The organism is Roseovarius sp. CH_XMU1461 (assembly GCF_037027165.1).
In the GTDB taxonomy this organism is placed as follows: domain Bacteria; phylum Pseudomonadota; class Alphaproteobacteria; order Rhodobacterales; family Rhodobacteraceae; genus Roseovarius; species Roseovarius nubinhibens.
Map to the genome: position 1 here is coordinate 225683 of NZ_JAYMDV010000001.1, position 24027 is coordinate 249709.

The following is a 24027-nucleotide window of genomic DNA, read 5'->3' on the forward strand; positions in this document are numbered from 1 at the left end:
GTCACTCACCTGCCTTGCGGCCGCGCAGGGCCTTGATCACGATGGGCAGCGCCGCCAGCGCGCTCAGCCCCAGAAGCGGCGCAAGGATCTGCGGCTCCCACAAGAGGCTCAGATCCGGGCTCTCGCCGCGGTCAAACACCTCACCCAGCCCGACCCCGATCCAGGTAAAGACCAGCGCCCCGGGAATGATCCCAAGCACCGTCGTCAGGGCGAAATTGCGAAACTTCACGCCGACCAGCGCGGGCAGCAGATTGGCCACAAAAAACGGCACCGCCGGCACCAGCCGCAACAGGAACAGCACGCTGATCTCGTTTTCCTCGAGCCCCTTGCGGAGCTTGGCCACCGTGCCCTCGCTCGCCGCCATCTTGGCGGTCAGCGCCTGACCGAGGCCAAGCCGCGCCGCCCAGAAGATCGCACAGGCCCCGATCGAGGCCGCGACCACATTGAACAGCGTCCCGAGCACCAGCCCAAAGAGAAACCCGCCAGTGACCGAGGCCACCGCCGCACCGGGCAGCGAAAACGCCACGATCACGATATAGAGCGCCACGAACCCGCCCGCGAGCAGCAGGAAATGATCATCGCGAAACGCCAAGAGCGCCTCGCGGTTGTCGCGCAGCGTGTCAAAGCTGAGATAATCGCGCAGGGTAAACGCGCCGAGCACCGCCACCCCAAGGATGAGCGCCAGAGGAATATGCCGGGTCCAGCCCCGCTTTTCCGCCGCTGCATCGGCTTTCGTTGTCACCTTGTCCATGTCCCGTCTACCGCCTTTCAATGGCTTTGCCTCGTGCAGTTACTACATGCGTGGAACCGGCCGCCGATGATAGGTGCCTCACGCGGGGTTGAACCGGGGTGATCCCCGGAGCGAGACGAAAGGCGAAAACAGGGGCAAAACACTGGTTTAATCACGCCCCTCTTAAAAATTTGTAACATCTCCCGGTCAAACTGCCATATTTTTGTTGCGAGCGCCCTGTCGGGGGTTTGACTTGCCGCAAGACCCCCTCTATAGACCGGGCTTCGAGTTACATGAGAGCGATCCGCGATTCCCGCGTGGTCCGCCACGATTATCGGAGACGGAGCGATGAAACGCACCTATCAACCCTCGAACCTGGTTCGCAAACGCCGCCACGGGTTCCGCGCACGCATGGCCACCAAAGCTGGCCGCAAGATCCTGAACGCACGTCGCGCCCGCGGCCGCAAGTCGCTCAGCGCATAATCTGACGCGACCGACAGGTTCTGACGACATGACACCGCCGGAGGCCCCCGACTGTAATGCGGGGAACACGCCCCCGGCGGTTTCGTCATGTCTGCGTGTCCTCCAGACCCGCAGCCAATTCCTCGCCGCCGCCCGCGCCACCCGTCAGGGCACCCGCTCGATGCTGGTGCAGGCGCGCAACCGCCGCGACGACGACCCCGCCATCGGCGTGGGCTTCACCTGCTCCAAAAAGGTCGGCAATGCCGTGGCCCGCAACCGCGCCAAACGTCGTCTGCGCGAAGCCGCCCGCGCCGTGCTGCCCGATCTGGGCCGGCCGGGCTGGGATTACGTGCTCATCGGCAAGGCCGAGGACACCGCCGCCCGCCCCTTCGAGGCGCTCAAGGGCGATCTCGCCTTCGCGCTGTCGAAACTGCACCGGTCCTGATCCGATGAGCCCGCTCGCGCGTCTCGTCGCCCTGCCCGTCCGCGCCTATCGTCTGCTGTTTTCACCCTGGGTCGGCCATGGCTGCCGCTACCACCCGACCTGCAGCGCCTATGCGCTCGAGGCTCTGGAAAAACATGGCGGTCTCAAAGGCGGCTGGCTCATGCTGCGGCGCATCGCGCGCTGTCACCCCTGGGGCGGCTCGGGCGTCGACAACGTGCCCTGAAGGGCCGTCACGACCCCCCAAATTCCGCACTGTCGCTTTACCGACGCAAGACCGACGTTTGACCGACCCGCCAATTCAGGCCTCAGCCGACGTCCGTCCGGCCCCGCCGATCCATCCGCAGCGCGGCATAGAGAACATGGTTGCGCCAGCGCCCATCGATCTGCAGATAGCTCTGCGCCACGCCCTCATATTTGAACCCGCATTTCTCCAAGAGCCTGCGCGACGCGGTGTTTTCCGGCAGGCAGGCCGCCTCGATCCGGCTCAGGTCGAGCCGGTCAAACGCGTAATGCACCACCGCCTCGATCGCCTCGCGCATATAGCCCTGACGGGCATGGCTCTGCCCCACCCAATAGCCCAGCGTCCCGGCCTGCGCCGGACCCCGCCGGATATTGTCGAGCGTGATCGCCCCAAGCAAAACCTGATCCTCGCGCCGCACCAAGAAAAGCGGCATGGCCGAGCCATTGTTGACCGACCGCTGCGCCCAATAGACCCGGCTGTGAAACGCCTTGCGCGTCAGGTGATCGCGCGCCCAGGCGGGCTCCCACTGGGTGAGAAACTCGGCGCTTTCCCGGCGCAGCGCGGCCCAGGGCAGATGATCGGCCATGACAGGCTGGCGCAAGGTCAGACGCTCGGTCTCGATCTTTATCTTGCGCCGCGCCATGAACATCAGGCCGCACGCCTTTGCTGCAGAGCCTCCAGGCTCGGGGCTTCCGCCACCGGCCCATAAAGCGCCAGCGCCGCCGGCGCCTCGGCCGCCGTCTCTTCGGCAAGCCGTCGCACATCGTCGAGCGTCACCGCGTCAATCCGCGTGATCACCTCGTCGAGCGGCGGCACCCGGCCCCAGATCTGCACCATCCGCGCCAGCCGTTCGGCGCGGTTCGACGGGCTCTCGAGCCCCATCAACAGCCCCGCTTTCATCTGCGCCCGCGCCCGTTCGATCTCGTCGGGACGCATGTCCTCTGCGGCACGTTTGAGCTCGTCAATCGTGATCTCCGCCAGCCCCGCCAATTGCTCGGCCGAGGTGCCCGCATAGATCGTCATCATGCCGGTATCGGCATAGGCCCCCGCTGAGGCATAGATCGAATAGCAAAGCCCGCGCTTTTCGCGGACCTCCTGAAAGAGCCGCGACGACATGCTGCCGCCCAAGGCGGTGGCATAGATCTGCGACGCATGGATGCGGCTATCGCAATAGTTCGGGCTCTCAAAGGCCAGCGCGAAATGCGCCTGTTCGAGCTGCTTTTCATGGCGGCTCTCACCGCCTGCGAACTTGGCCGGGCTGATCGCCTCGGCCTCGCCACGGGTCATATCGGCAAAGAGCGCCTCGGCCTGTTTCACCAGCGCGTCGTGATCGACCGCACCCGCCGCCGACAGGATCATCTGCTGCGGCTGATACTGCTCGGCCACGAACCGTTCGAGATCGGCCCGGTTGAAACTGCGCACCCGCTCTTCGGGGCCAAGGATCGTCCGACCCAGCGGATGATCCGGATAGGCCTGTTCCTGCAACCAGTCAAAGATCACATCATCAGGCGTGTCGAGCGCCTGACCGATCTCCTGCAAGATCACCCCGCGCTCGATCTCGATCTCTTTCGGATCGAACACCGGGTTGCGCAGAATATCCGCCACCACATCAAGAGCCAGCGGCACATCCTGCTTGAGCACCCGCGCGTAATAGGCCGTGACCTCGCGGCTGGTGTAGGCGTTGATATAGCCGCCGACATTCTCGATGGCCTCGGCAATGTCGAGCGCACTGCGCGTCGCCGTGCCCTTGAACGCCATATGCTCAAGGAAATGCGCGATGCCGTTCTGCTCGCGATGCTCGTTGCGTGCCCCCGCCAGAACCCATATGCCGATGGCCGCGGATTGCAGCCCCGGCATATGTTCTGTGACGATGCGAAACCCGTTGGAGAGTTCGGTCAGTCTGACGTTCAATTCCCGGTCCGTTCCCTGATCAGTGCCTCGATCGCGCCAAGGTCGTTGCCGACCCGCGTGATCCGTTCCGGCCGCTCATACAGGTCCGACATATGCGGAGGCAAGGGGGGCCGGACACCGCTGGCCGCTTCCACTGCGTCAGGGAACTTGGCCGGATGCGCCGTCGCCAGCGTGATCATCGGCGTGCCCGCCTGCCGCTGCCGATCCGCCACCGCCGTGCCAATGGCACTATGCGGACACAGAAGCTCGGCGCTCTCGGCCTGCTGACGGGCGATCTCAGCGCGGGTCTCGTCCTCGCTCACCCGGTCGCTGTCATAGCTCTCGCGCAGCGCCTCGCGGGCGCCCTGGCTCACGCTGAACCCGCCGGATTTGAGCTCGTCCATGAGCTGTGCCACCGCCGCCCCGTCGCGGCCATAGGCCTCGAACAGCGCCCGCTCAAAGTTGGAGCTGACCTGAATATCCATCGACGGGCTGATCGACGGGATCACCCCATCGGGCTTGTACTCGCCGCTCTCGAGACAGCGGTGCAGAATGTCGTTCTGGTTCGTCGCCACCACCAGCCGCTCGATGGGAAGCCCCATGCGCTTGGCGATGTAGCCTGCGAAAATATCGCCGAAATTGCCGGTGGGCACAGTAAAGCTCACCTTGCGATGCGGCGCGCCGAGGCTCACGGCGGAGGTGAAGTAATAGACCACCTGCGCCAGAACCCGCGCCCAGTTGATCGAGTTCACACCGGCAAGCCCCACCGCGTCGCGGAACTCGAAATCGTTGAACATATCCTTCACACGCGCCTGGCAATCGTCGAAATGCCCATCCACCGCCAGCGCATGGACATTGTCCTCCGACGGCGTCGACATCTGGCGGCGCTGCACCTCAGACACCCGGCCATGCGGATAGAGGATGAACACATCCACCGCCTCAAGCCCGCGAAACGCCTCGATCGCCGCGCTGCCGGTGTCGCCGCTCGTCGCGCCCACGATACAGACCCGCTTGCCAGACCGTTTGAGCGAAAACTCGAACAGCTGCCCGATGAGCTGCATGGCGAAATCCTTGAAGGCCAGCGTCGGCCCGTGGAACAGCTCCAGCAGGAAATGCCCCGGCGCGAGCTGCTTGAGCGGCGCGCGCGACGCCACGGCAAACCCGTCATAGGCCCGCGCGATGATGCCGCGAAACTCCTCGTCGGTGAAAGCGTCGCCCACATAGGGCCGCATCACCCGAAACGCCACCTCCTCATAGGGCAGCCCCTCGAATGCCGCGATCTCGTCCGGGCTGAGCGTCGGGATCGTCTCGGGCAGATAGAGCCCCCCGTCCCGCGCCAACCCGGTTAGCATGGCCTCTTCGAAACTCAGCGTCGGGGCCGTGCCCCTGGTCGAGATATATTTCACCGTATCGTGCCCTTGTCTGGACGCCTCTGGCGCCACAGGAAGTAAACGGTCATCGCGGCCCAGATCACGGCCAGCGAAAACCAAGTGATTGCATATTCCAAGTGATCGTTCGGGATGCCCGAACTGTCCAGCCCCAGCGGCGTCGCCAGCGGTTCTGATTGCGACACGGCGCGCGCCACGACCAGAATCGGCCGGGTGTCGAGATGCGCCGCCATCGCCTCGACATCGCGGGCAAACCAGATCCCCGCCCCGAGATCCGGCTCGGGCGTATAGCCATCGACCTCGTCAGGCCAATGCAGATTGCCCTGCACCGTGACGCCCTGGGCCGCCACCGGCGCGGCCGTCTCGCGCACCGGGACAAAGCCGCGATCGACCATGATCCGCCCCGCCTCGGTCTCCATCGCGGTGATATAGCGATAGCCCGCGCCAATCTGCTTCTGGCTCACCAGCACGCGAATGCTGTCGCCGGTGAGATCGCCGGTCACCGCCACCGGCAGGTATTTGTCGCGCGCCGGATCCGGCACCTCGGGCAACGCCCCGGGCTCGGCCCCGATCCGCGCGTCGATCTCGGCCAGCACCGCCTCTTTCTCGGCCAGCCGCCGCACCTGCCAAGTCCCCAGCGACAACAGAATCGCCACCCCGACGATCCCGAACAACAGCGGTATGATCTGCTTGGCTCGCATGGCACCCCCCGGTGCATTTCATCCCTTGAAATGGAAAGTGCGGAGGCTTCCCCCCGCACGTCCCGATATCTTGCGTCAGCTCATGCGCCCGCAGGCGCGCCGCCTCAGCCGCCCCAGATGTAGACAGCCAGGAACAGGAAGAGCCAGACCACATCGACGAAGTGCCAGTACCAGGCCGCCGCTTCGAACCCGATATGTTTCTCGGGGGTGAAATGGCCGCGCGTCAGACGGATCAGGCAGACAAAGAGAAAGATCGTGCCGATGACCACATGCGCGCCGTGGAAGCCGGTCGCCATGAAGAAGTTCGCGCCATAGATATTGCCCGAGAAGCCAAAGGCCGCGTGGCTGTATTCATAGGCTTGGAACGCGGTAAAGATCACGCCGAGACCGATCGCGATGATCAGGCCCCATTTCATGTCCTTACGGTTGTTCTCATGGACCAGCGCATGGTGCGCCCAGGTCGCCGCCGCACCCGAGCAGAGCAGGATCAGCGTGTTGATCAGCGGCAGGTGCCACGGATCAAAGGTCTCGATCCCTGCGGGCGGCCAGACGGCATCCTTGAGCGGGCTGTCGGGACCCATCGGATAGATGGCATGCTTGAAAAAGCTCCAGAACCAGGCCGCAAAGAACATCACTTCGGACATGATGAACATGATGAACCCGTAGCGCAGACCGATCCGCACCACCGGGGTGTGATCCCCGGCGCGGCTTTCCTTCACCACATCGGCCCACCAGCCGAACATGACGTAGAGAACGCCGACGAGACCGATCAACAGCATCCAGGGGCCGTGATCGTGGAAGAAGAGAACTGCCCCGAAGAGCATGACAAAGCCAGCGACCGCGCCGAGGAACGGCCAGATCGAGGGGCTCAGAATGTGATAGTCGTGATTTTTTGCATGTGCCATTTAGGTATCCCTCGCATGAAGGCTCAGTTCACGTTTTTATATTTTTCGCCGTCCTGCACAAGGGCTGCTTGCGCCTCGGGCAGGTCGATTTCGTAGAAAGTATAAGAGAGCGTGATCGTATGCGTGTATTTCGCATCGCGGTCGGTCACGATCTCCGGGTCCACGAAGAAGCTTACCGGCATCTGCACCCGTTCGCCGGGTTGCAGAACCTGCTCCTCGAAGCAAAAGCAATCCACCTTCACGAAGAAATTGCCTGCTTCATAGGGCGTGACGTTATAGCTCGCCTGCCCTGCCACCGGACGGTCGGTGGGATTATACGCCTCGTAAAAGGCCAGCCCGTCTTCGCCGATGCGCAGCTCCATCTCGCGCGCCATGGGTTTGAACTCCCACGGCATGCCGCGCTCTTTGCTGGCGTCAAAGCGGATCTTGATCGTCTGGTCGAGCATCTCGGTCGACCCGGCATCGGCGACATTGGTCACCCCGCCAAAACCGGTGACCCGGCAGAACCAGTCATAGAAGGGCACCGAGGCCCAGGCGAGACCGCCCATCATGATGACCACGCCGACCAATTGGGCCACTGTCTTTGTCTTCGGATCCATCGCCATCACTCGGTCCTTTCGATCTTTTCGGAATTTGGCACGCTGAAGTCTTCGTTGGTGACCTTGGCGATGGTCAGCCCGAAAATCAGCGCGACAAAACCGCCCAGAACCAGCCCAAGGCCAAGGTTCCGGCTGAACCGGCGTTTGTGCATTTCATGGTCGCGGCCAAGCCCCATCTCACCAGCCCCCAAGGCCGAACCGGCCAAGCATCGCCTCGGCGAGGATCGCCAGGAAATGACCAAAGAGATAAAGGAGCGAGAGGGCGAAAACCCGTTTTTCCGTGCGATATTGATCGGCCTGCGCGGCCTCTTCGTCGCGCCGCCAGATGTCCCACGCGCCCTTCAGGAACGCGAGGTTGAGCAGTACCGCCACCGCCATATAGATCGGCCCACCAATCGAGGTGACGCCCACCGCGAGGGCCACGGGCACCAGCAACAGCGTATAGACGAGGATATGTTTGCGGGTCGACTTGCGACCATGGGTCACGGTCAGCATCGGCACGCCCGCATTCTCGTAATCCGACTTCATGAACAGCGCCAGCGCCCAGAAATGCGGCGGCGTCCACATGAAGATGAGCGCGAACATCAGCACCGATTCGACGCTGATCCCGCCGGTGGCCACGGCCCAGCCGATCATCGGCGGGAAGGCCCCCGCCGCGCCACCGATCACGATGTTCTGCGGCGTCCAGCGTTTGAGCCACATGGAATAGATGACGACATAGAAGAAGATGGTGAAGGCAAGGATCGCCGCCGCCATCAGATTGGCCGCCAGCGCCAGCATGATCACCGACATCACCGCCAGCGTGATGCCAAAGCCAAAGGCCTCGCCTTCGCTGACCTTGCCCGCCGGGATGGGGCGCGACTGGGTGCGTTTCATCACCCGGTCAATATCGGCATCCCACCACATGTTGAGAGCGCCCGACGCGCCGCCGCCCACGGCGATAAAGAGGATCGCGGCAAAGCCCACCACCGGATGCACCGGCACCGGCGCGGCCAGCAGCCCGACAAAGGCCGTGAACACCACCAGCGACATGACCCGCGGCTTCAGCAGCGCAAAGTAATCGCCAAAACCGGCCTCGCCGGTCCCGCTCTCGCTGGCATGTAGGCTTGCGTCGCTCATTCAGCTCTCCGTCGTGACGGCGGCGCGCCCCATCCGGGCCGAGGCCTCGGGGCGCGCTTGCCTGCCGTATCTCGTCTGGCCGCCGCGCATCCGGGTCGCGGCCACCCCTCGCTTGGGATGGCCCCCGCTCCGATGCGCCCGCGGCGCGTGCTTACTGGGCCGAAGCCACGTCATAGCCCGCGGGCGTGCCGGCATATTCCTCGATCGCGCCCTGCAGCCACTCTTCATAGGCCTCTTCGCTGACCACTTTGACGGTGATCGGCATATAGGCGTGGTCCTTGCCGCAAAGCTCGGAACACTGACCGAAATAGACGCCTTCCTTCTCGGCCTTGAACCAGAGCTGGGCCAGACGGCCCGGCACCGCATCCTGTTTCACGCCAAAGGCGGGGATGGTCCAGCTGTGGATCACGTCGGCCCCGGTCACGGTCATCACCACGGTCTTGTTGACCGGCACGACAACGGCAGTGTCGGTGGCCAGCAGGAATTCATTGCGGCTATAGCCCGCCTCTTCCAGCGCCGCCTCGACCTCATCGGTCAGAACATAATTGCCCACGGTGGCCGGCTGACCAATCATGTAGCTGTCAAAGCCGAACTCGTGGTCGGTGTATTCATAGCCCCAGTACCACTGATAGCCGGTGACCTTGATGTTGATCTCGCCCTCGGGGATCTCCTGCTGCTTGAACAGCACCGGCAGCGAGTACGCCCCGATGAAGACCAGCACGATGATCGGGATGATCGTCCACGCCACTTCGACCGGCGAGTTATGGGTAAAGGTCGCGGGATTCGGGTTGCGGCGGCGGTTGTAGATGAAAATACACACCCCCATCAGCGCCACCACGAACAGAACGATGGCGGTGATGATCACCAGAAGCATACTGTCGAGGTCGTGAATATCGGTTGCCAGCTCGGTGGCGGCTTCCTGAAACCCGATTGCGCCCGGCGTCGGTGCACCAATGATTTCAAGCCCATCCTGGGCCACGGCGGGAAGAGCGGTCACAGCGGCCAGCCCGGCCAGCATCTTGGAGAAAAGTCGCATTCATGCACCCTGATCGGTTGTCTCGTATGTCATCTCAACGGGGCTTTTCGACGCGCCGCGCCGGAATCCCATTGTTTCAATGCCGGTTAAAACCATATTCTGCCCCCACAGACAAGAAAGACCATTGCGGCAAAGAGACGCTTTTTCGCTCCGCCCCGTAAAACTTGGGCTTTTTCGCCCGCGCCATGCCGCGCCGGATGGCCCCGACACAGGAAATACCCATGACCGACACGCCCTTCCGCCCCTTCGAGACGCAGATCGACCGCGAAACTGCCCTGCAATCGCTGCGCCGCGCGACCGAGGGCGCCGACGATGGCGAATTGTTCCTCGAACGCCGCCGCTCCGAGGCGCTGGTCTTTGATGATGGCCGGGTGAAAAACGCCAGCTACGACGCCTCCGAGGGTTTCGGCCTGCGCGCGGTGCGCGGCGAAGTGACCGGCTATGCCCATGCCACCGAGCTCAGCGAAGCCGCCATCGCCCGCGCCGAAGCCACCGCCCGCCTCGCCGTGGGCGACGGTGGCGGCACCCTGGCTGACGCGCCGCGCGCCACCAACACACATCTTTATACGGACGCCGATCCCATCGGCGGCACCAGCTTCCCGGTCAAGCTCGACACGCTGCGCGAGATCGACGCCTTCGCCCGCGATCTCGATCCCCGCGTGGTGCAGGTCTCGGCCTCCATCGCCGCCAGCCTGCAAGAGGTGGTGATTCTGCGCCCCGACGGCCATGAGGTGAGCGACACCCGCCCGATGACCCGGGTCCAGGTCTCTGTGATCGTCGAAGAAAACGGCCGCCGCGAAAGCGGCTCGGCGGGCGGCGGCGGGCGCATCGGGCTCGACGGGCTCATCGCGCCCGAGAACTGGCAGGCCAAGGCCCGCGAGGCGCTGCGCATCGCGCTCGTCAACCTGCGCGCCGAACCGGCCCCGGCGGGGGTGATGGATGTGGTGCTCGGCCCCGGCTGGCCCGGCATCTTGCTGCACGAGGCCATCGGCCACGGGCTCGAAGGTGATTTCAACCGCAAGCAAAGCTCGGCCTTCGCCGGTCTCATGGGCCAGCGCATCGCCGCGCCCGGGGTCACCGTGCTCGATGATGGCACCATCCCCGAGCGGCGCGGCTCGATCACCATCGACGACGAAGGCACCCCCTCGGCCAAGAACGTGCTGATCGAGGACGGCATTCTCGTGGGCTATATGCAGGACCGCCAGAACGCCCGGCTGATGGGCGTCGCCCCCACCGGCAATGGCCGCCGCGAGAGCTATGCCCACGCCCCGATGCCCCGGATGACCAACACCTATATGCTCGGCGGCGACAGCGACCCCGCCGACATCCTGGCCGATCTCAAGGACGGCATCTATGCGGTGGGGTTCGGCGGCGGTCAGGTCGACATCACCAATGGCAAGTTCGTCTTTTCCTGCACCGAGGCTTACCGCGTCAAGGATGGCAAGGTCGGCGCCCCGGTCAAAGGTGCCACGCTTATCGGCGACGGCGCCACCGCGCTGCAGCAGATCCGCGCGCTGGGCAATGACATGGCACTCGATCCCGGCATGGGCAATTGCGGCAAACAGGGCCAATGGGTCCCCGTCGGCGTCGGCCAGCCCACCGTGATGATCGGCGGGCTCACCGTCGGCGGCTCGGCCACCTGAGACAAGCCCGGACCAGCCGCGCAAGTGGCCCGGGCAGCACCCGTCCGCCCCCCCCCCCAAAGCCCGGAACAAGGTGCGCAGCACCGCCGGGCAGCGCCCGACCGCCCCCCGGGCGGGCGCTTCTGCACCCTCCTTCTCCCAATCACACCTCAGATGACCCGGCACGATAAACTGCCCAGCACACCCGATGCCGATGCCCCCCCGCGGTCGGGCCCCGCCCTCCGCTCGCCCCCCATCGCAGGGCCATCCCCAAACTTTCCCCAATCCATCGCGAAATTTCTTGGAACGCTTTACCGGGCATTAACCAACCGTGCGCTACACCTGTCCTTGCAACTAGGCGGAGGCACGATGGCCGTGGACATACATCCTTCCACTCACCCCCCTCTCCCACCCACCACGGAAGATGCGCGGTTGTCGTGGCTTCGCCTGTTGCGCTCTCGCAGGGTCGGTATCACCACATTCTACCGGCTCCTGGCGAAATTCGGCACCGCCGAGAACGCGCTCGCGGCGCTGCCTGACATTGCCCGCGCCGCCGGTGTCACCGATTACATCCCCTGCCCCGAAGGCGTCGCCCATATAGAAATGCGCAATGCCGCCCGCCACAAGGCGCGGTTTCTCGCCATCACCGATGCCGACTACCCCGCCGCGCTGCGCGACATTCCCGATCCGCCGCCCTTTCTCTGGGTCACCGGCGACATCTCCGTGCTCTCTCGCCCGATGATCGCACTGGTCGGCGCGCGCAACGCCTCCTCGCTCGGCATGCGCATGTCGCGGGCATTAGCCTCTGATCTGGGTCGTGCCGGCTATGTCGTGGTCTCCGGCCTCGCCCGTGGTATCGACACCGCCGCCCATCGCGCCGCGCTCGACAGTGGCACCATCGCCGTCATGGCGGGCGGCGTCGATGTCATCTACCCGGTGGAAAACGACCGGCTCGCCGTCGATCTTCTGGCCCATGGGCTGCGCCTGTCGGAAAATGCCATGGGGCTCGCCCCGCAGGCCCGCCATTTCCCCCAGCGCAACCGCTTGATCAGCGGGCTGGCCCGCGCCGTCGTGGTGGTCGATGCCGCCGCCAAATCCGGCTCTCTCTTGACCGCCCGCAATGCGCTCGATCAGGGGCGCGAGGTGCTGGCGGTGCCGGGCCATCCCTTCGACGCCCGCGCCGCGGGCTGCAACATGCTCATCCGCGATGGCGCCCGACTGGTGCGCGATGCCCGCGACGTGCTCGAACTTCTGACCGAGGAGGCCCCAGCCCGCGCCGCCACGCCCGAGCCCCCCACACCTGATCCCACTATGGCCCCCGACATCCCCGCGGCGCCGCCCGAAAAGCGCGGCCTGCGCGACACCGCGCAGCTCCACAGCCAGATCCTCAACCGGCTCGGCCCCTCGCCGCTGCCCGAGGATCAGCTCATCCGCGACATGGGTCTCGGCGCCAATGCGGTGGCCCCCGCGCTCGTCGATCTCGAGCTTGCGGGCCGCATTCAGCGGCAGGCTGGCGGGCTTTTGTCGCGCAATTCCTGAGCCGCCTGAGGGGCGAAAATCCCCACAGTCGCTTTACCGACGCGATACCGACGTCCTGCCGACCCGCCATTTGGCGGGTCGAAAACCGTCAAAAACACCCGCATTGACAAAGCCCCCCCTCGCGACACATGTTCCGCCGCCACAGCCCATTCCATGAGTCGAAAGGTTAATTCATGCCCGTTGTTGTCGTCGAATCTCCGGCCAAGGCCAAGACAATCAACAAATATCTGGGCTCGGATTACACCGTTCTGGCCTCTTACGGACACGTCCGCGACCTGCCGCCCAAGGACGGCTCGGTCGACCCCGAGGCCGATTTCGACATGAAATGGGAGGTCGGCAACGACAGCAAGAAACATATCAAGGCCATCGCCGACGCCCTCAAGGACGACAACGCCCTGATCCTCGCCACCGACCCCGACCGCGAAGGCGAAGCCATCTCCTGGCATCTCGAAGAAGCGCTGCGAAAACGCAAGGTTATCAAGAAAGACACCCCCGTAAGCCGGGTCGTCTTCAACGCGATCACCAAAGCCGCCGTGACCGAGGCCATGCAAAACCCGCGCGAAATCGACACCGCGCTGGTCGACGCCTATCTCGCCCGCCGCGCGCTCGATTACCTCGTGGGCTTCAACCTCTCGCCGGTGCTTTGGCGCAAGCTCCCGGGCGCCCGCTCGGCCGGGCGTGTGCAATCGGTCTGCCTGCGTCTCATCGTTGAACGCGAGATGGAGATCGAGGCCTTCAACGCCCGCGAATACTGGTCCGTCAAGGCGCTGCTCGGCACCCCGCGCGGTCAGGAATTCGAGGCTCGCCTCGTCACCCTCGCCGGCAAGAAGCTCGACAAATACGACATCGAGAACGCCACCCAGGCCGAGCTCGCCGTCCAGGCCGTCTCCTCCCGCGATCTCTCGGTTCAGTCGGTCGAGGCCAAGCCCGCCTCGCGCAACCCGTCCGCCCCTTTCATGACCTCGACCCTGCAGCAAGAGGCCAGCCGCAAATTCGGCATGGGCGCGCGCCAGACCATGAGCGCCGCCCAGCGTCTCTACGAGGCCGGCCACATCACCTATATGCGGACCGACGGCATCGACATGGCCCCCGAGGCGGTCACCGCCGCCCGCGACGCGATCAAGGACCGCTATGGCGCCGAATATGTCCCCGGCAGCCCGCGCATCTACAAGAACAAGGCCAAGAACGCGCAAGAGGCCCACGAATGTATCCGCCCGACGGATATGACCCGCGACGCCGCCGCGCTCAAACTCACCGATGCCGATCAGCGCAAACTCTATGATCTGATCTGGAAACGCACCCTCGCCTGCCAGATGGAGAGCGCCCGCCTCGAACGCACCACCGTCGAAATCGGCAGCCAGGACGGCCAGGTCGGCCTGCGCGCCACCGGTCAGGTCGTGCTCTTTGACGGCTTCCTGCGCGTCTATGAAGAGGGCCGCGACGATGATGTGACCGAGGATGACGACAAGCGCCTGCCGCAGATCGCCCAGGGCGATGCCATGGCCAAACGCGACGTCACCCCGGAACAGCATTTCACCCAGCCGCCGCCGCGCTACACCGAGGCGACGCTGGTCAAACGCATGGAAGAGCTCGGCATCGGCCGCCCCTCGACCTATGCCTCGATCGTCACCACGATTCAGGAACGCGAATATGTCACCAAGGACAAAAACCGCCTGATCCCCGAGGACAAGGGCCGTATCGTCACGATCTTCTTGCTGAATTTCTTCCGCAAATACGTGGGCTATGAATTCACCGCCGATCTCGAAGAAGAGCTCGACGTCGTCAGCGCCGGCAATGCCGATTACAAACAGGTGCTCGCCCGCTTCTGGCGCGACTTCTCCGTCGCCATCGCCGAAACCTCGGAACTGCGCATCACCGAAGTGCTCGACGTGCTCGACGCCGCGCTCGCCCCGACGCTCTACCCGCCGCGCGAAGACGGCTCCGATCCGCGCATCTGCCCGCTCTGCGGCGAGGGCAAGCTGCACCTGAAAACCTCGCGCTCCGGCGGTTTTGTCGGCTGTGGCAACTACCCCGAATGCCGCTACACCCGCCCCATTGGCGGCGAGGCGGGCGACAATGGCGACCGGGTCCTGGGCGAGGACAATGGCGACGAGATCAGCCTGCGCTCGGGCCGGTTCGGCCCCTATGTGCAACGCGGCGAGGCCACCGAGGAAAACAACAAGAAACCGCCCCGCGCCTCGCTCCCCAAGGGCTGGCAACCCGCCGAGATGGATCTCGACAAGGCGCTGCTGCTGCTGAGCCTGCCGCGCGAAGTCGGCCCCCACCCCGAAGATGGCGAGCTGATCGAGGCCGGCATCGGGCGCTATGGCCCCTTCGTCAAACATGGCCGCACCTATGCCAATCTCGAATCCGTCGATGAGGTCTTCACTGTCGGCATGAACCGCGCCGTTGAAGTGCTGGCGCAAAAGGCCGCGCGCGGCGCCGGGCGCGGGGCCGCCGCGAAACCGCTCAAGGAACTGGGCGAGCATCCAGAAAACGGCGGGCCGGTGAATGTGATGCCGGGCCGCTACGGGCCCTATGTCAAATGGGAAAAGGTCAACGCCACCATCCCCAAAGAGATCGAGCCGGAACAGGTGACCATGGAGCAGGCGGTGGCGCTCCTCGCCGAAAAAGCCGCCAAGAAGGGCACCCGCAAAAAGGCAGCCCCCAAGAAGGCAGCCGCGAAAAAGCCCGCCGCCAAGAAAACCGCGGCCAAAAAACCGGCCGCCAAGAAACCTGCCTCCAAAAAGGCCGAGGCCGACTAACCGGCCCAGACCGGCCCAATCGAGGCCCATCACAGCCGCCAAAATATCACGCGCCCGGCCCCTAAGCGGTCGGGCGCCGTCATATTCAAGATCGCGCATTTGTGATCGCCCCTGACCTAGCTTCTGCCGCCCATCCCGTCCAGACAGGGCAAAAAACCAGAGCAGAAGGAAAGATCATGACCAGAAAACACCTGACTCGCCGCCTGGTTCTGGGCGGCCTCGCCAGCGGCTTGACCGGCGTCCTCGCGGCCCCGGCCCTGCACGCCGCCCCCGCGCCCACCGTGCTGGCCCCCACCGGCACGCGCCGCAACGCGTCGAGCTTTACCATGCAGGACTGGCGCGACCATTTCGACACGCTCGACCAGGGCGCCATCGTCGCCGACACCGGCAGCCGCGCGCTCCATTACTGGAATGCCGATGGCTCGGATTACCGGATCTACCCGACCTCGGTGCCGATGACCGAAGAGCTGACCAAGCGCGGCTATACCAAGGTCGTGCGCAAACGCGTCGGCCCCGACTGGACGCCCACGCCGAGCATGGTCGAACGCAACCCCGAGCTCAAATACATGCCCCCCGGCCCCGACAACCCGCTGGGCACCCATGCCATGTATCTGAGCTGGCCCGCCTATCTCATCCACGGCACCCATGACACGCGCAAGATCGGCCGCCGCTCCTCGGATGGCTGTATCGGGCTCTATAATGAAAAGATCGAAGAGCTCTATGCGCTGGTGCCCATCGGCACCCAGGTCCGCATCATCTAAGCGAGATTATCCCGGCTTTGGCCCCGGCGGCACCCCGCCGCCGGTCGCCCCATCCGGGATGGTGGCCGCCCGCGCGCCCGCCCGGCGCTCGCGCAGCATGAGATACACGCCCGAGGCGATGATCACCACGGCCCCCATGAGCGACCAGCCATCCGGCGCCTCGCCAAACACCGCCCAGGCCAGCACCATCCCCCAGACCAGCGCCGCATAGCGAAACGGCGCGACAAAGCTCACTTCGCCCATCTGCGCCCCCCGGATCACCAGCACGAAGGCAAGGCAGAGCGCCGCGCCCGATCCCGCCGCCGCCCCGAGCGCCCGCAGGCCCAGAGGCCGCCACTCCCCGCTGAGCCAGACCAAGGCGCTGGCGATCCCGATGATGGCCAGCGTCGACAAGAGCGCCACATGCACCGGGCTCACCTCGCGCGCGATGCCGCGCGTCACCACATCGCGCCCCGCCATACAGGCCGTGGCCAGCATCGCCAGCAGCGCATGGATCTGCAACGTCTCCGCCCCCGGCCGCACCACCATCGCCACGCCGATCACACTCACCAGCGCCGCCGCGCTACGATGCGGACCGGGCCGCTCGCCATAGGCCAGCATGCCGCCCAGCATGAGGAAGACCGGCAACAGCTGATTGACCGCGATCGCCCCCGACAAGGGCATATTGACCAGCGCCAGCACCCAAAGGCTCAGCCCGCAAGCCTCGAACGCCACCCGAAGCCGCACCCGCCCCCGCCGCGCCAACGCCCAGAGCCGCGCCGGCGTCGCCACGCCCCCCAGAAAGGGCGAGAGCAGCGTCAGGAACACCAGCGCCGCGAGGCTCCGCAACAGCAGCGCCTGCTGCCAAGTCACATATTGACCGAGCAGTTTGACAAAGGCGTCATTGCTGGTGAAGCAAACCATCGCCAAGGTGATGAGCAGCGCGGCGCGCAGATTGTCGGTGTGCATTCTTGTCCCTCCGGCGGGCGAGTGTGGCCAGCCTCACCGCAACTGTCCAGCCACCATCGCCCCGTGCGAGGGCGCAGAGCCCGTGGCGTAGAAATACCTAGCCACCGCGCGCCCCGTTGACAGGCTGGCCACCGCTCGTCACAACCCCTCCATCTTACATGAGAGAGGAGAGTTTCGTGGGCAAGATCTATGGCTCTGCCGCCGAGGCGCTGGATGGGCTGCTCTTTGACGGCATGACGATTGCCGCGGGTGGCTTTGGGCTTTGCGGCATTCCCGAACTTCTGCTGAGCGCCATTCGCGACGCCGGCACCAAGGATTTGACATTCGCCTCCAACAACGCGGGCGTGGATGATTTCGGCATCGGCATCCTGCTGCAGACGCGGCAGGTAAAGAAGATGATGTCCTCCTATGTCGGCGAGAACGCCGAATTCATGCGTCAGTATCTTGCAGGCGAGCTCGAGATCGAGTTCAACCCCCAAGGCACCCTGGCCGAGCGCATGCGCGCCGGCGGCGCGGGCATCCCGGGCTTCTACACCAAGACCGGCGTCGGCACCGAAGTAGCCGAAGGCAAGGAACACAAAGAGTTCGACGGCGAGACCTATATTCTCGAACGCGGCATCTTTGCGGATCTGAGCATCGTCAAGGCCTGGAAGGCCGACGAGACCGGCAACGCCATCTTCCGCAAGACCGCGCGCAATTTTAACCCGCCCGCGGCCATGTGCGGCAAGACCTGCATCATGGAGGTCGAGGAAATCGTCCCCGTCGGCAGCCTTGACCCCGATGCCATCCACCTGCCCGGCGTCTATGTGCACCGCCTTGTCCAAGGCACGCATGAAAAGCGCATCGAGCAACGCACAGTACGGGAGGCCTGATCATGCCCTGGGACCGCAATCAAATGGCCGCTCGCGCCGCACGCGAGCTCGAAGACGGCACTTATGTCAATCTCGGCATCGGCATCCCGACCCTCGTGCCGAACTTCATCCCCGACGGTGTCAGCGTCACGCTGCAATCGGAAAACGGCATGCTCGGCATGGGCCCCTTCCCGGTGGCGGGCAGCGAGGATGCTGACCTGATCAACGCCGGCAAGCAGACCATCACCGAACTGCCCGAAACCGCCTATTTCGACAGCGCCACCAGCTTTGGCATGATCCGTGGCGGCAAGATCGCCATGGCGATCCTCGGCGCGATGGAAGTGGCCGAAAACGGCGATCTCGCCAACTGGATGATCCCCGGCAAGCTGGTCAAAGGCATGGGCGGCGCGATGGATCTCGTCGCCGGTGTCGGCCGCGTGGTGGTGGTCATGGACCACACCAACAAACATGGCGACAGCAAGCTGCTCAAATCCTGCACCCTGCCGCTCACCGGCGCGGGCGTGGTCAACCGCATCATCACCAACCTCGGTGTGCTCGATGTGGTCGAGGACGGTCTCAAGCTCGTCGAGCTCGCAGATGGCGTCTCTGAGGACGAGTTGCGCGCCGCGACCGAGGCCACGATCCTCTGAGCCGATATAGAGAGAATGACAAAACGGCCCTCCGCGCGGGGGCCGTTTTCATTTGGGCACTTATGGTGGACGCCTGGATTTACTGCGCCGAGGCCAGCGTCAGCGCACAGCCATCGGTGACGAATTGCGGCCGCGTCTTGCACAGCCCCCGCGCCACCTCGAACGCCGCCAGAACCTTGGGCACATAATCGAGCGTCTCGGCATAGGGCGGCACGCCCTTGTGGCTCTTCACCGCGTTCTCGCCCGCATTATACCCCGCCAGCGCGAGGATCGGATCGCCCTTGAACTCGGTCAAAAGCCAGTCGAGATAGGCCACCCCGCCGCGAATATTCTCGCCCGCGTCGAGACTGTCCTTGACCCCGAACCGCGCCGCCGTGTCGGGGATGAGCTGCATCACCCCCTGCGCGCCCGCGCTGCTCACCGCATCGGCCCGGCCACCGGATTCCACCGCGATCACCGCCAGGACCAGCGCCGGCGACACCTCCTTGCCAAGCGTCGACATCAGGATCTGCGGCCCATAGGCGGCGGCGAGCTTTTGCAGATGCTGCAGCCGGAACTGCGGCGCGACCTCGCCCGCCGGCGGCTTGCTCAGCCGCAAGAGCGCCGTCTCGAACCGCAGAAGCGTCTCTTCGCTCACCCCCGTGGGGACACCATCCCAGAACCATCCGTATTTGCCCCGCGCCGTCGCCACATCCGGCACGGCGGCCTGCGCGGTCCCGCCATCGGCCCCGGCCTCGCCTGTGCTTTGCGCGGGTCGGGGCGACGGGGTTTGCGCCGCAAACTCTTCGGGCGTGATCCGCACGTCGATCCGCTTGCGCGTGCCGGGTTTGGGCGGCTTGCCCATCTTAAAGGTGAATTCTGGAAACGGCGGGGGATCCTTGGCCCAGACAGGGGCGCTGTGCAGAAAGAGACCTGCTGCCACCATCAAAACCGCCCGGCCTGCCATCCGAGAGAGATACTGCATGTTCACTGCCCATCTTTATTTTTGGCCAAAGTATCACAGAATCCCGTCAATTGCGCCAGCTTCGGCGACAATTGCACCGATTGATTCTGCTGCTTCACCATGTTTTCCGGGTGTTACACCGCGAAGCGCAAAAAAGTTTATAAAAAATTTCCGTTATACTTCAAATAATTAACCCCTTTACCCGCAATTAATTCTGGCTGCGCGAAAATTGCACGAATCGCGCCCAATTCCCGCCCGATTTCGCTGGCTATATCTCCCCATACCGCAGCCAAGGTCGTTTAGAGAGAGGCGGCCAAGACGGTGGAGCGGTTGTTAACTTGAGATTACATGATCCTTTGGAGGGACGACTAATGACCAAATTCATCAATGCTTTCGTGAAAGACGAAGACGGTGCCGTGACTGTTGACTGGGTCGTGCTGACCGCAGCCATCGTGGGCCTTGGTATTGCAGGCGTTGCCGCTGTCAGCGACGGCGTGGACGAGCTGGCCGGCCGTATCAGCGACGGTGTCCAAGCCGTTGACGTTGAAGGCGCACCGGCAGCCGGCGGCGAAGCTGAATAATCGCTCGCCGATACGACTTGAGAAAGCCGCGAACATCCTGTTTGCGGCTTTGCTCGCCCCCAGACTTCCAAGTTGCAGCGTCGCCTGACGTCGTGTCACAACGAGGCCCGCAAGGAACAGTTCATCATTTGCTTCGCCGTTGCACATCGTAATGCTGCCGAACAAAGGATGAGTGCCATGAAAACGCTCCTTAGAAATTTCCTAAAATCTGAATCGGGTGCGATCACCGTCGATTGGGTTGTTCTGACAGCCGCAATTGTCGGGCTTGGGCTGGCCGCCGTGGCCAGCGTCCACAACAGCACCAACGGCCTGTCCGAGAGGGTGGGCAACGCCGTGGCGATCAGCACGCTCGGCACCGAGGGCGAATAACGCCGCCAGAACTTCACGATCCGAGCGTGGTTTCGCCACGAACGGCTTCTAAACTGAACGCAACCCCGGCCATCAATCGTGCAGTAATGTGTGCGCCGGGAGAAAACGGGAAAGGAACGCCCAATGCGATTGGTATTTGGATTGGTTTTGATCGTCGGCATCGGCCTGGCGGGATTTGCCGTTTACATGGCCAAAGCCGTGATTCAGGGATATCGGACAGAACTCAACAGCGCGCGCGCGGCCAATCAACCGGCGATCAAGACCGTTGACGTCTATGTCGCGAAACGCGCCCTCGCCTATGGCGACCGGCTCACCAAGAACGACGTCGTTCAGGTGAAATACCCGGCCCGCGCCCTTCCCGAAGGCATCTTCCAAACCGCCGAGGATCTTTTCCCCGAGGGTGAAAAGGAATTCCGCACCGTTCTGCGGGCGATGGAGAAATACGAGGCGCTGCTCGGCGTCAAGGTCACGGCCCCCGGCGAAGATGCCGGCATCCTGACCAAGCTTGAGCGCGGCAAACGGGCCTTTGCCATCAAGGTCGACACCACCTCTGGCGTCGCGGGTTTCCTGCGTCCCGGCGACCGGGTCGATGTCTATTGGACCGGCAACACCGGCCGCGGCGGGCTGCGCACCGAAGGCGACAGCACCGGCGACGTGACCAAGCTCATCCTCACCGGTGTCGATCTGATCGCCGTGGATCAGTCGTCCAACGACGAAACCACCGGCGCCATTCTCGCCCGGACCGTGACCGTGGCCGTCTCGCCGCAAGAGGTCGCGGCACTCGCCCAGGCTCAGGCCACCGGCAAGCTCACGCTCTCCCTTCTCGGCACCAAGGAAGACACCGTCGCCGAGGTGATCGAGGTCGACCAATCCTCCCTGCTCGGCCTGCAACAGGTGCAAAAGCAGGTGCAGGCCCCCGTCGAACAGGTCTGCACGATCAAGTCGCGCCGCGGTGGCGAAGTGGTGGTCACAGAGATCCCCTGCACCAACTGATCGGCTCACAGAGCCACAAGAATTCAGGGCGTTCCTCACGGGACGCCCTGTTGGTTTCACGTAGCATTCCTGCAACGATTGCCCGTACAAAGCGGGAAACATGCAGCATTTTCCTTTGTTCCTTGATAAAAAATGCGAATTAGCGCAGTCTGAGCGCAATACTGGGCAAGAAGACCCACATAACTGAGGCGTGATCGGAAGGCAGGTCACAATGAAAATTAAGAGTATTTGCATCGCGGCCCTATTGGGGGTCGCCATCTTTGCAGGGCAAGCACCCTCGCCGGTGTCCGCAGAAAATCTTCACGTGGTGCGCAAGGGCGCATCGCGCGACATCAGCGTTTCCATGAACCGCGCGATCGTGGTCGAGAGCGATGTTCCCTTCGCGGAACTGAGCGTCGCCAACGCCTCCATCGCGGATTTCTCCACATTGTCGGATCGCACGATCTACCTCCTCGGCAAGGCCCCCGGCCGCACGACGCTGACCCTTCTCGACGAGGCCGGTCGGCTGATCACCAATGTCGAAGTCCATGTCAGCGCCGATATTTCCGAATTCAAGGAACGGCTCCGGCAAATCCTGCCCAATGAGAAAATCGAAGTGCGCACCGCCAATGACGGGATCGTGCTCTCCGGCGTGGTCTCCTCGACCCCACGGATGCAGCGCGCCCTCGACCTGGCCCAGCGCTACGCCCCGGAACGGGTCTCGAACCTGATGTCGGTCTCCGGCAAACAGCAGGTCATGCTCAAGGTCCGCTTCGCCGAGATGCAGCGCAGCGTCTCCAAGAGCCTCGGCACTTCGCTCTTCATCGACGGGCTGAACGGCAGCGGCATCGGCGGCGCGGTCTCCACCAATGGCATCGGCAGCTCGGCTCAGACCCCCATCGGCGTTCAGCCTGGCACCGGCACCGCTGGCACCAACAACGGCGCCGCCTTCATCGGTCTTAACGCCGGGTCCGCCCAAGTGGGCATCCTGATCCAAGCTCTTGAAAGTAAAGGGCTTGTTCGCACCCTCGCCGAACCGAACCTCACCGCCCTTTCGGGCCAAGAGGCCAATTTCCTCGCCGGTGGCGAATACCCGGTCCCGGTGGCCCAGGAAGAAGGCGCCATCGCCGTCGAATTCAAACCTTTCGGCGTGCAGCTTAACTTCGTGCCCTATGTGCTCGACGACGAGGTGATCAACCTCGAGATTGCCGCTGCCGTCTCCTCCATTGACCCGAGCAACGGCTATAGCGACGGCACGATCACCATCGCCGGTTTCCGCACCCGCTCGACCTCGACCACCGTATCCTTGCGCGACGGCGACAGCTTTGCCATCGCCGGGCTCCTGCAGGATGATTTCGAGGACACCAACGGTCAGGTGCCATGGCTCGGCGATCTGCCGGTGCTTGGCGCCCTCTTCCGCAGCGCCAACTATCAGCGCTCGCAGACCGAGCTGGTGATCATCGTCACCGCCCATCTGGTCACGCCGACCCGGGGCGAGGCGCTTGCCCTGCCCACCGATCGGGTGTTGCCCCCCTCCGAGGCGGATCTCTTCCTCAATGGCCGGGTCGCCCGTCAGGTGCGTAACTCCAAAGGCAGCGTCGGTGAAGTGGCTAAGCAGGACTTCAACGGCTCCTATGGCTATGTGATGGATTGATGAGGGGAGAGGGACAATGAAACACACCACAACTTTCCTCGCGCTACTGGCATTGGCTGGCTGTGCGGCACCGGGCAGCGACGTCTACCGCTCCTATCACAGCGAGGCGGGCGCCCTCGTCGACACCGGCAGCTTCGGCAACGCCACCATGCAAAACCAGCATGCGATGACCAACGAGGGGGCCTATGTCTACAACCTCTCGCATCGCTTCGCGAACGAGGTCGCCACGACCGTCAACTTCGCCTTCAACTCGGCCCAGCTCGACGCCGGCGCCCGCGACACGCTGCGCGAACAGGCGCATTGGATCCGCCAATTCCCCGAGGTCCGCTTCCGCGTCTATGGCCACACCGACAAGGTCGGCTCGCATGGCTATAACAAGGCCCTCGGCATGGCCCGCGCCCGCGCCGTGGTCGCCTATCTCGCCAGCCAAGGCATCAGCACCTCGCGGCTCGAGGCAGTCGCCTCCTTCGGCGAAACCCAACCGCTGATCGTCACCGAAGGCCGCGAACGCCGCAACCGCCGCACCGTGACCGAGGTCAGCGGCTTTGTGAGGTCGAACCCGATCATCATGGACGGCAAATATGCCGAGGTGGTCTATCGCGAATATATCAAGAGCGCGGTCTCCGACGCGAGATGGACCGTCGTTGGCGACGCCGCCTCCTCTGGCAGTTCAGAGTAACACAAACAAGTTTCTCCCTGCCCGGCTTGTCCGGGACACCTAAAAGCCCGCCGCGCCTAGGCGGGTTTTTCTTTGTCTCTAATGACCGCACAATTACGGTTTTTTAGCCCTAATGTTGCCCAGATTTTCACCGACATTCCCCTAAGCCAAAGATGCGCCCGCCCCTTAATTCGTGGG

Annotated in this window: 26 protein-coding genes; 14 read left to right on the forward strand and 12 right to left on the reverse strand. The window is 64.0% G+C overall.

All coding sequences use genetic code 11. The features are described 5' to 3' along the window. Position 1: 1 nt before the first annotated feature. Positions 2-751: a TVP38/TMEM64 family protein gene (locus tag WA237_RS01115; RefSeq protein ID WP_216015696.1), complete on the reverse strand. Its 750-nt coding sequence runs from the start codon at positions 749-751 to the stop codon at positions 2-4. Between the two features lie 327 nt (positions 752-1078). On the opposite strand from WA237_RS01115, the gene rpmH reads away from it, so the two are divergent. Genes rpmH through yidD form a run of 3 tightly spaced genes read left to right on the forward strand, consistent with a single transcriptional unit; the run spans position 1079 to position 1860 of the window. Continuing rightward, positions 1079-1213 (forward strand): 50S ribosomal protein L34, encoded by a 135-nt coding sequence (gene rpmH, locus WA237_RS01120; RefSeq protein WP_005980833.1) that lies wholly within the window; start codon positions 1079-1081, stop codon positions 1211-1213. Between the two features lie 28 nt (positions 1214-1241). Further along, positions 1242-1637, forward strand: coding sequence for a ribonuclease P protein component (gene rnpA, locus WA237_RS01125; protein ID WP_040617799.1), 396 nt, complete (start codon positions 1242-1244; stop codon positions 1635-1637). 4 nt (positions 1638-1641) lie between these two features. Continuing rightward, the gene (gene yidD, locus WA237_RS01130) at positions 1642-1860 is read left to right on the forward strand and encodes a membrane protein insertion efficiency factor YidD (protein ID WP_336096350.1); all 219 of its coding nucleotides are present in this window, start codon (positions 1642-1644) and stop codon (positions 1858-1860) included. A gap of 82 nt (positions 1861-1942) precedes the next feature. On the opposite strand, the gene WA237_RS01135 is transcribed toward yidD, so the two are convergent. From WA237_RS01135 to coxB, 9 genes are all read right to left on the reverse strand, one after another. Beyond that, positions 1943-2527 (reverse strand): GNAT family N-acetyltransferase, encoded by a 585-nt coding sequence (locus WA237_RS01135; protein ID WP_216015698.1) that lies wholly within the window; start codon positions 2525-2527, stop codon positions 1943-1945. Further along, positions 2527-3789, reverse strand: coding sequence for a M16 family metallopeptidase (locus WA237_RS01140; protein WP_336096351.1), 1263 nt, complete (start codon positions 3787-3789; stop codon positions 2527-2529). Before WA237_RS01140 ends, WA237_RS01135 begins: the two co-directional genes overlap by 1 nt. After that, a complete protein-coding gene (thrC, locus tag WA237_RS01145) occupies positions 3786-5174 on the reverse strand; it encodes a threonine synthase (RefSeq protein ID WP_336096352.1) in 1389 nt (462 codons plus the stop codon). The genes WA237_RS01140 and thrC overlap by 4 nt, the downstream gene beginning before the upstream one ends. Beyond that, on the reverse strand, positions 5171-5857 hold the full coding sequence (locus tag WA237_RS01150; RefSeq protein WP_336096353.1) for an SURF1 family protein: 687 nt from the start codon (positions 5855-5857) through the stop codon (positions 5171-5173). Before WA237_RS01150 ends, thrC begins: the two co-directional genes overlap by 4 nt. Positions 5858-5961: 104 nt before the next feature. Further along, the gene (locus WA237_RS01155) at positions 5962-6762 is read right to left on the reverse strand and encodes a cytochrome c oxidase subunit 3 (RefSeq protein ID WP_009812645.1); all 801 of its coding nucleotides are present in this window, start codon (positions 6760-6762) and stop codon (positions 5962-5964) included. A 23-nt stretch (positions 6763-6785) separates the two neighbouring features. Continuing rightward, positions 6786-7367, reverse strand: a complete 582-nt coding sequence (locus tag WA237_RS01160) for a cytochrome c oxidase assembly protein (RefSeq protein WP_286910382.1) — start codon at positions 7365-7367, stop codon at positions 6786-6788. Then, positions 7367-7552 (reverse strand): hypothetical protein, encoded by a 186-nt coding sequence (locus WA237_RS01165; protein ID WP_336096354.1) that lies wholly within the window; start codon positions 7550-7552, stop codon positions 7367-7369. The genes WA237_RS01160 and WA237_RS01165 overlap by 1 nt, the downstream gene beginning before the upstream one ends. Beyond that, positions 7539-8480: a heme o synthase gene (gene cyoE, locus WA237_RS01170; protein ID WP_216015704.1), complete on the reverse strand. Its 942-nt coding sequence runs from the start codon at positions 8478-8480 to the stop codon at positions 7539-7541. The genes WA237_RS01165 and cyoE overlap by 14 nt, the downstream gene beginning before the upstream one ends. A gap of 151 nt (positions 8481-8631) precedes the next feature. After that, a complete protein-coding gene (gene coxB, locus WA237_RS01175; RefSeq protein ID WP_336096355.1) occupies positions 8632-9516 on the reverse strand; it encodes a cytochrome c oxidase subunit II in 885 nt (294 codons plus the stop codon). A gap of 221 nt (positions 9517-9737) precedes the next feature. On the opposite strand from coxB, the gene tldD reads away from it, so the two are divergent. From tldD to WA237_RS01195, 4 genes are all read left to right on the forward strand, one after another. Continuing rightward, on the forward strand, positions 9738-11159 hold the full coding sequence (tldD, locus tag WA237_RS01180; protein ID WP_336096356.1) for a metalloprotease TldD: 1422 nt from the start codon (positions 9738-9740) through the stop codon (positions 11157-11159). Positions 11160-11507: 348 nt separating this feature from the next. Continuing rightward, on the forward strand, positions 11508-12677 hold the full coding sequence (gene dprA / locus WA237_RS01185; RefSeq protein WP_442970229.1) for a DNA-processing protein DprA: 1170 nt from the start codon (positions 11508-11510) through the stop codon (positions 12675-12677). Positions 12678-12850: 173 nt separating this feature from the next. Next, positions 12851-15442 carry a type I DNA topoisomerase gene (gene topA, locus WA237_RS01190; protein WP_336096358.1) on the forward strand — a complete coding sequence of 864 codons (2592 nt, stop codon included), beginning with the start codon at positions 12851-12853 and terminating at the stop codon, positions 15440-15442. Positions 15443-15618: 176 nt separating this feature from the next. After that, complete coding sequence (locus tag WA237_RS01195) at positions 15619-16203, forward strand: L,D-transpeptidase (RefSeq protein WP_336096359.1); 585 nt, start codon at positions 15619-15621, stop codon at positions 16201-16203. A gap of 6 nt (positions 16204-16209) precedes the next feature. On the opposite strand, the gene WA237_RS01200 is transcribed toward WA237_RS01195, so the two are convergent. After that, on the reverse strand, positions 16210-17151 hold the full coding sequence (locus WA237_RS01200; RefSeq protein WP_336096360.1) for a DMT family transporter: 942 nt from the start codon (positions 17149-17151) through the stop codon (positions 16210-16212). Positions 17152-17327: 176 nt separating this feature from the next. On the opposite strand from WA237_RS01200, the gene WA237_RS01205 reads away from it, so the two are divergent. Beyond that, positions 17328-18023 (forward strand): CoA transferase subunit A, encoded by a 696-nt coding sequence (locus WA237_RS01205; RefSeq protein ID WP_009812656.1) that lies wholly within the window; start codon positions 17328-17330, stop codon positions 18021-18023. 2 nt (positions 18024-18025) lie between these two features. Continuing rightward, positions 18026-18652, forward strand: a complete 627-nt coding sequence (locus WA237_RS01210; RefSeq protein WP_336096361.1) for a 3-oxoacid CoA-transferase subunit B — start codon at positions 18026-18028, stop codon at positions 18650-18652. A 79-nt stretch (positions 18653-18731) separates the two neighbouring features. On the opposite strand, the gene WA237_RS01215 is transcribed toward WA237_RS01210, so the two are convergent. Then, on the reverse strand, positions 18732-19616 hold the full coding sequence (locus WA237_RS01215) for a lytic transglycosylase domain-containing protein (protein WP_336096362.1): 885 nt from the start codon (positions 19614-19616) through the stop codon (positions 18732-18734). Between the two features lie 350 nt (positions 19617-19966). Between WA237_RS01215 and WA237_RS01220 the strand changes: the two genes are divergently transcribed. From WA237_RS01220 to WA237_RS01240, 5 genes are all read left to right on the forward strand, one after another. After that, complete coding sequence (locus WA237_RS01220) at positions 19967-20176, forward strand: Flp family type IVb pilin (protein WP_040617804.1); 210 nt, start codon at positions 19967-19969, stop codon at positions 20174-20176. Between the two features lie 177 nt (positions 20177-20353). After that, on the forward strand, positions 20354-20545 hold the full coding sequence (locus WA237_RS01225) for a Flp family type IVb pilin (protein ID WP_216015711.1): 192 nt from the start codon (positions 20354-20356) through the stop codon (positions 20543-20545). Between the two features lie 123 nt (positions 20546-20668). After that, positions 20669-21538: a Flp pilus assembly protein CpaB gene (cpaB, locus tag WA237_RS01230; protein WP_336096363.1), complete on the forward strand. Its 870-nt coding sequence runs from the start codon at positions 20669-20671 to the stop codon at positions 21536-21538. A gap of 211 nt (positions 21539-21749) precedes the next feature. After that, a complete protein-coding gene (locus WA237_RS01235; protein ID WP_336096364.1) occupies positions 21750-23171 on the forward strand; it encodes a type II and III secretion system protein family protein in 1422 nt (473 codons plus the stop codon). A 16-nt stretch (positions 23172-23187) separates the two neighbouring features. Further along, positions 23188-23850 (forward strand): OmpA family protein, encoded by a 663-nt coding sequence (locus tag WA237_RS01240; protein WP_336096365.1) that lies wholly within the window; start codon positions 23188-23190, stop codon positions 23848-23850. Positions 23851-24027 lie beyond the last annotated feature (177 nt).

Bases quoted from the DNA above. Each gene is read 5' to 3' on its own strand.
- WA237_RS01240 (WP_336096365.1), top strand. From the start codon at position 23,188: ATGAAACACACCACAACTTTCCTCGCGCTACTGGCATTGGCTGGCTGT.
- WA237_RS01115 (WP_216015696.1), bottom strand. From the start codon at position 751: ATGGACAAGGTGACAACGAAAGCCGATGCAGCGGCGGAAAAGCGGGGC.
- WA237_RS01135 (WP_216015698.1), bottom strand. From the start codon at position 2,527: ATGTTCATGGCGCGGCGCAAGATAAAGATCGAGACCGAGCGTCTGACC.
- WA237_RS01225 (WP_216015711.1), top strand. From the start codon at position 20,354: ATGAAAACGCTCCTTAGAAATTTCCTAAAATCTGAATCGGGTGCGATC.
- cpaB (WP_336096363.1), top strand. From the start codon at position 20,669: ATGCGATTGGTATTTGGATTGGTTTTGATCGTCGGCATCGGCCTGGCG.
- WA237_RS01160 (WP_286910382.1), bottom strand. From the start codon at position 7,367: ATGGCGATGGATCCGAAGACAAAGACAGTGGCCCAATTGGTCGGCGTG.
- rpmH (WP_005980833.1), top strand. From the start codon at position 1,079: ATGAAACGCACCTATCAACCCTCGAACCTGGTTCGCAAACGCCGCCAC.
- yidD (WP_336096350.1), top strand. From the start codon at position 1,642: ATGAGCCCGCTCGCGCGTCTCGTCGCCCTGCCCGTCCGCGCCTATCGT.
- WA237_RS01195 (WP_336096359.1), top strand. From the start codon at position 15,619: ATGACCAGAAAACACCTGACTCGCCGCCTGGTTCTGGGCGGCCTCGCC.
- WA237_RS01200 (WP_336096360.1), bottom strand. From the start codon at position 17,151: ATGCACACCGACAATCTGCGCGCCGCGCTGCTCATCACCTTGGCGATG.
- WA237_RS01235 (WP_336096364.1), top strand. From the start codon at position 21,750: ATGAAAATTAAGAGTATTTGCATCGCGGCCCTATTGGGGGTCGCCATC.
- WA237_RS01210 (WP_336096361.1), top strand. From the start codon at position 18,026: ATGCCCTGGGACCGCAATCAAATGGCCGCTCGCGCCGCACGCGAGCTC.
- rnpA (WP_040617799.1), top strand. From the start codon at position 1,242: ATGACACCGCCGGAGGCCCCCGACTGTAATGCGGGGAACACGCCCCCG.
- WA237_RS01215 (WP_336096362.1), bottom strand. From the start codon at position 19,616: ATGCAGTATCTCTCTCGGATGGCAGGCCGGGCGGTTTTGATGGTGGCA.
- WA237_RS01220 (WP_040617804.1), top strand. From the start codon at position 19,967: ATGACCAAATTCATCAATGCTTTCGTGAAAGACGAAGACGGTGCCGTG.
- tldD (WP_336096356.1), top strand. From the start codon at position 9,738: ATGACCGACACGCCCTTCCGCCCCTTCGAGACGCAGATCGACCGCGAA.
- dprA (WP_442970229.1), top strand. From the start codon at position 11,508: ATGGCCGTGGACATACATCCTTCCACTCACCCCCCTCTCCCACCCACC.
- coxB (WP_336096355.1), bottom strand. From the start codon at position 9,516: ATGCGACTTTTCTCCAAGATGCTGGCCGGGCTGGCCGCTGTGACCGCT.
- cyoE (WP_216015704.1), bottom strand. From the start codon at position 8,480: ATGAGCGACGCAAGCCTACATGCCAGCGAGAGCGGGACCGGCGAGGCC.
- WA237_RS01150 (WP_336096353.1), bottom strand. From the start codon at position 5,857: ATGCGAGCCAAGCAGATCATACCGCTGTTGTTCGGGATCGTCGGGGTG.
- WA237_RS01155 (WP_009812645.1), bottom strand. From the start codon at position 6,762: ATGGCACATGCAAAAAATCACGACTATCACATTCTGAGCCCCTCGATC.
- topA (WP_336096358.1), top strand. From the start codon at position 12,851: ATGCCCGTTGTTGTCGTCGAATCTCCGGCCAAGGCCAAGACAATCAAC.